This is a genomic window from Mesorhizobium sp. M7A.F.Ca.CA.004.04.2.1 (assembly GCF_004022825.1).
Classification (GTDB): domain Bacteria; phylum Pseudomonadota; class Alphaproteobacteria; order Rhizobiales; family Rhizobiaceae; genus Mesorhizobium.
On the sequence record NZ_RZPH01000513.1, the window covers coordinates 1 to 4,195 of the forward strand.

Annotated in this window: 4 protein-coding genes; 3 read left to right on the forward strand and 1 reads right to left on the reverse strand. The window is 64.1% G+C overall.

The features are described from left to right. Positions 1-164 precede the first annotated feature (164 nt). The 3 genes from EN893_RS21385 (at position 165) to EN893_RS21395 (ending at position 3,668) form a co-directional block, all read left to right on the forward strand. On the forward strand, positions 165-911 hold the full coding sequence (locus EN893_RS21385; protein WP_127270648.1) for a helix-turn-helix transcriptional regulator: 747 nt from the start codon (positions 165-167) through the stop codon (positions 909-911). A 165-nt stretch (positions 912-1,076) separates the two neighbouring features. Then, positions 1,077-1,382 carry a hypothetical protein gene (locus tag EN893_RS21390; RefSeq protein ID WP_127270646.1) on the forward strand — a complete coding sequence of 102 codons (306 nt, stop codon included), beginning with the start codon at positions 1,077-1,079 and terminating at the stop codon, positions 1,380-1,382. A gap of 261 nt (positions 1,383-1,643) precedes the next feature. Continuing rightward, entirely contained in the window at positions 1,644-3,668 is a 2,025-nt protein-coding gene (locus tag EN893_RS21395; protein ID WP_127272599.1) for an acyltransferase family protein, read from the forward strand. A gap of 110 nt (positions 3,669-3,778) precedes the next feature. Here EN893_RS21395 and EN893_RS21400 read toward each other — a convergent pair. Beyond that, positions 3,779-4,195 (reverse strand): DUF6456 domain-containing protein (locus EN893_RS21400; protein ID WP_128361758.1); only part of this gene is annotated, 417 nt, incomplete at its 5' end.

The window sequence follows — 4,195 nt, forward strand, 5'->3', positions numbered from 1 at the left end:
CATTTACACGGCTTGCATAGCCGGACTGTCAGAATCGTACAGTCTACGCGCCACCGGGTCGTTGCCTATTGGCCAAAGGTCCATCTTCGCGCCGCCGCCACGGCATGCAACTGTATATAAGCAATCGCTTGAATACTGGTCCGTACGTCTGTCGGGGAGATGTCGTGCCAATTCGCGAGAATCTCGCCGCCAATCTCAGGCGGCTGGTCCAACGCCACGCTTCCGTCAGCGCGGTGTGCCGTGAGCTTGGCATCAATCGCACCCAGTTCGAGCGCTATCTGCAAGGCAAGGCGGTTCCCAACAAAGCCACCGCAAGGCTGATCTGCGACTATTTCAAGATCGATGAGAATGAGCTGTATCGTGAGCCGGCCGCCGCGGCAGCCAAGAGCGACGGCAACGCAACGCTGCGCCAGGCCCTGTACGAAAACATGGTGCGGCCGCCGTCGCCCGCCATCGCCGGAGGCACATATTTCACCTATTTTTCGATGCCCGGCCGACCCGACTTTTTGATGCGCTCGGTCACCTTCGTGCGGCGCGAGGCCGATCTCGTCACCTTCAGGCGGGTGACGCGCTGGGCTTCGGGCGATGGCCGGGGTGGCTCGAGAATACCCGGCAACCATTACGGCGTGGCGATCTCGCGCCTGAACTGGATTTATTTCACCGGCATCAACCGGCGCCAGACCACCGAGCCCTCAATCATGACCGTGCAGTGGGCTCCCATCTCCGAACCGGTTCTGGTAGGCAGGGCGATCGTCCTCACCGGATCAGGGCCGGCCTTTGTATCCGTCATCATGCGGCAGGACGTCGCCAGGATCAGCATGAGGCGAGCGCTGCAGATGGCCCATATCGTCAGTCTCGACGACCCCAGTGTCGATCGGCTGGTGGTCAGTCTCGCACGAGAGACCCGATAAACTCGCTTCTTACGGGAAAAATCGGGGAAAGTTTCAAGTTTTTCGACTATATTTTTCTTCGTTTCGGGATTTTTGCGCAAAAAACCCCGGAACTTTCACCCAAACCTGTCGTTTTCCAGCTGATCGTTGCTTCGACGATCCCAAAGCAACAGGAGGAGTACCGCCATGAACATCAAGATGATCTGTTTCGGCGCGATGACGCTCTCGATGGTTGCCGGTACGGCGCTTGCCGCGAGCGACACCGGCACGTCGGCTCTCGACGATCCGGCCAAGATGCAGCCCTTCTACACCGACTCCAGCAGGAAGACGATGGTCAGCGACGACGATTTCGTGAAGGCCTGGAAGGCCCTTACGCCGGACGACCAGACCGCGATGATGAAGGCCTGCGAGGACGAGGCGAAGGACGCCACTGCGGCCAACAGCCATCCGGAATTCTGCAGCAGCGTGAAAGCGAACGGCGGCAGCAAGTAGCAATCCAGCGGCCCGATGAGAAACAGCCCCTTCGCGGGGCTGTTTTGCGTCTGCCGCGGGGCGCACGGACAAGCCCGCCACGCAACGATCAAGCCACGCAACGATCAAGCCCGGCCGGCGCGCCGGCCCATTTCCCATTCCTGCTATGTTGCACCGCGATAAAATTGCTCTATGTTGCACTGCGATAAATTTGTTGCATTGCGATATCAGCCTGCCCGGCCGACGTTGCGCAGGGGCTGGGCCTTGCACGAAGGAGCCGTCGTGGCAGCATCGTTCCGGCCGGACATACAAGGATTGCGCGCGCTCGCCGTCGGCGGTGTCGTCGCCTACCATTTCGGCCTCACCGCGCTCCCCGGCGGCTTTGCCGGCGTCGACATCTTCTTCGTCATCTCGGGCTGGCTGATAACAACCCATCTCATGCAGGAGATCGGCGAGACCGGCCGGCTCGACCTTTGGCGCTTCTATGCCAGGCGCGCGCGGCGGCTTCTGCCGGCAGCTTTATTCGTCATCCTGGTTACGCTGGCCGCCGGCTACTTCATCCTGGCGCCGCAGGAGCAGGCGCTCTATTCGCGCGGCGCCATGTTCGCCTCCGCCTATTCCATCAATCTGTGGCTGCTGCGCTGGTCGTTCGACTATTTCGCCGCCGACGCCACCAGCAATCCCTTCATCCACTTCTGGTCGTTGTCGGTGGAGGAGCAGTTCTATCTGGCCTGGCCGGCGCTGCTTCTGCTGGCCGCCTGGCTGCGGCCGGGCCGGCGAACGGCCGCAGCCGTGATCGGCGTTGCCGGCCTTGCCTCCTTCGCCGCCTGCCAGTGGCTGACCAGCGCGGCGCCGGCCTGGGCCTTCTATTTTTCACCGCTGCGCGCCTGGGAGTTCGCCGCCGGCGGCCTGGCGACGCTGGTCCCCATGGCTTTGCTGCAGCACCGCATCTGGCTGCGGGCAGCACTTGGCTGGCTCGGCCTGGCGCTGATCGCGACCGCCTATCTCCTGTTGAGCGAGGACCTGCCCTTCCCCGGCTGGTACTCGTTGCTGCCGGTGGCGGGCACCGTGCTGGTGCTGCTGAGCGGCATCGGCGGGCCGCAGACCAACAGGCGGACCGGCTGGCAAGCCCTTGGCCCGGCCGCCGCTTTGTCCCTGCCGCCCTTGCAATGGATCGGCACGCTCTCCTATTCGCTCTATCTCTGGCATTGGCCGGTCATCGTCTATGCCGGGATGCTGGCGCCGGAGCTTTCCGTGCCGCAGCGCCTTGGCTGTGGCGTGCTGGCGCTCGCGCTGTCGGTGCTCACCTATCATTTGATCGAAGACCCGGCGCGGCGCGGCGCCTGGATGGCGGTAGGCGCCCGCGCCTTTCCCAAGGCCATTCCAGGCGCAAAACCGCTTCGCGCTTTTCCCGGCCTTGTGCTGGTTCCCGCGCTGATGCTGACCGGCACCGGCGTGGCGGTCGCCTATGCCAACGCGCATCTGGCCACGCGCAATATCGGCCCCGAGCAGCGCGGCATCGAGCAGGCGGTCGAAAGACCTTCCATCGCGCGAGCTGTCGACAAGAACTGCCTGGCCGACTTCCAAACGGTGACGCCGAAACCCTGCATGTTCGGCCCGGCCGACGCCACCCGCACCATCGTGCTGTTCGGCGATTCGCACGCCGACCAGTGGTCGACGCCGCTGATCGAAGCAGCCAGGCGCAACGACACAAAGATCATCACCTATCTCAAATCATCGTGCCGCGCTTCGCGGCTCTCCACCTTCAACACGGTGCTGAAGCGCGACTACACCGAATGCGACGCCTGGCGCGAGCAGGCCATATCAGAGATCATCCGCCACAAGCCGCGCCTGGTGGTGATCTCCGAATTTTCCATCGGCAATCTGATCCGTGACCTGCCCGCGGCCGAACGCACCGCTGAAGTAGCGCGCTGGCAGGCCGGCCTGCGCTCGACCTTGCAGGCCTTCAGCCGGGCCGGTGTCGAGACGGCTGTTATCCGCGACACGCCGATCAACGCCAGCTTCGCCGGCTCCTGCGTGGCGCGCACCCTGTGGTGGCGCGAGGCACCCTCGCCGCACTGCGACACGCCAAGAGCCGAAGCCGCCAACGATAGCACCGCCGCCGCCGAGCGCGCCGTGGTGACCAGCGTGCCCGACACCCGCTACATCGACCTCACCAACCAATTCTGCGGCCCGACCACCTGCCACGTCGTCATATCAGGCAAGCTGGCGTTTCGTGACAGGCACCATCTGGCGACGGGCTTTGCCGAGACACTGGCGGGGCCATTGGAGCGGGCCTTGTTTTAGGCGCCTGGGTATCTGCGCCCGGTCCGCATTGTTCATCACATCTTGCGAATCTGTGGAACGGGCTTGATCACCGATCCGGCAGGCATCGCCGGTCGGATCCATTTCACCCCTCACCGCCTCATCATCATCCCGTAATGCACTGCCAACAAATCCAGCCCCACCTTCAGGAGCTTCGTCACCACGTTCCGGCCTTCGCCGGTCTGCTCGGACAGGCGCTTGAGGGAACCGTCCGCGCAGCAGACTTGTCGCACCACGGCGGCCACCTCCCAATGGCCTAGCGCTCTTGTGGCGGCGGCATAGGCCCTGCCGGCGTCGAGCACACTGTCGGCGATGCCGCCGCCATCGCGGCCGCCGTCGACGCGCTCGGTCCAGCGCATCGGCTTGACATCAGCCTGCTGGCTGCAGCGGAAATCCTCGCGGTAGCGCAGACCTGCCTCGCGCTGCTGGCGCGACAGCGAGGTGATGCCGATAAGCGCATCGATGGCGCGCACCCGCACGATGCCGCCGGTGGCGGCGTAGCCGTCATT

Bases quoted from the DNA above. Each gene is read 5' to 3' on its own strand.
- EN893_RS21390 (WP_127270646.1), top strand. From the start codon at position 1,077: ATGAACATCAAGATGATCTGTTTCGGCGCGATGACGCTCTCGATGGTT.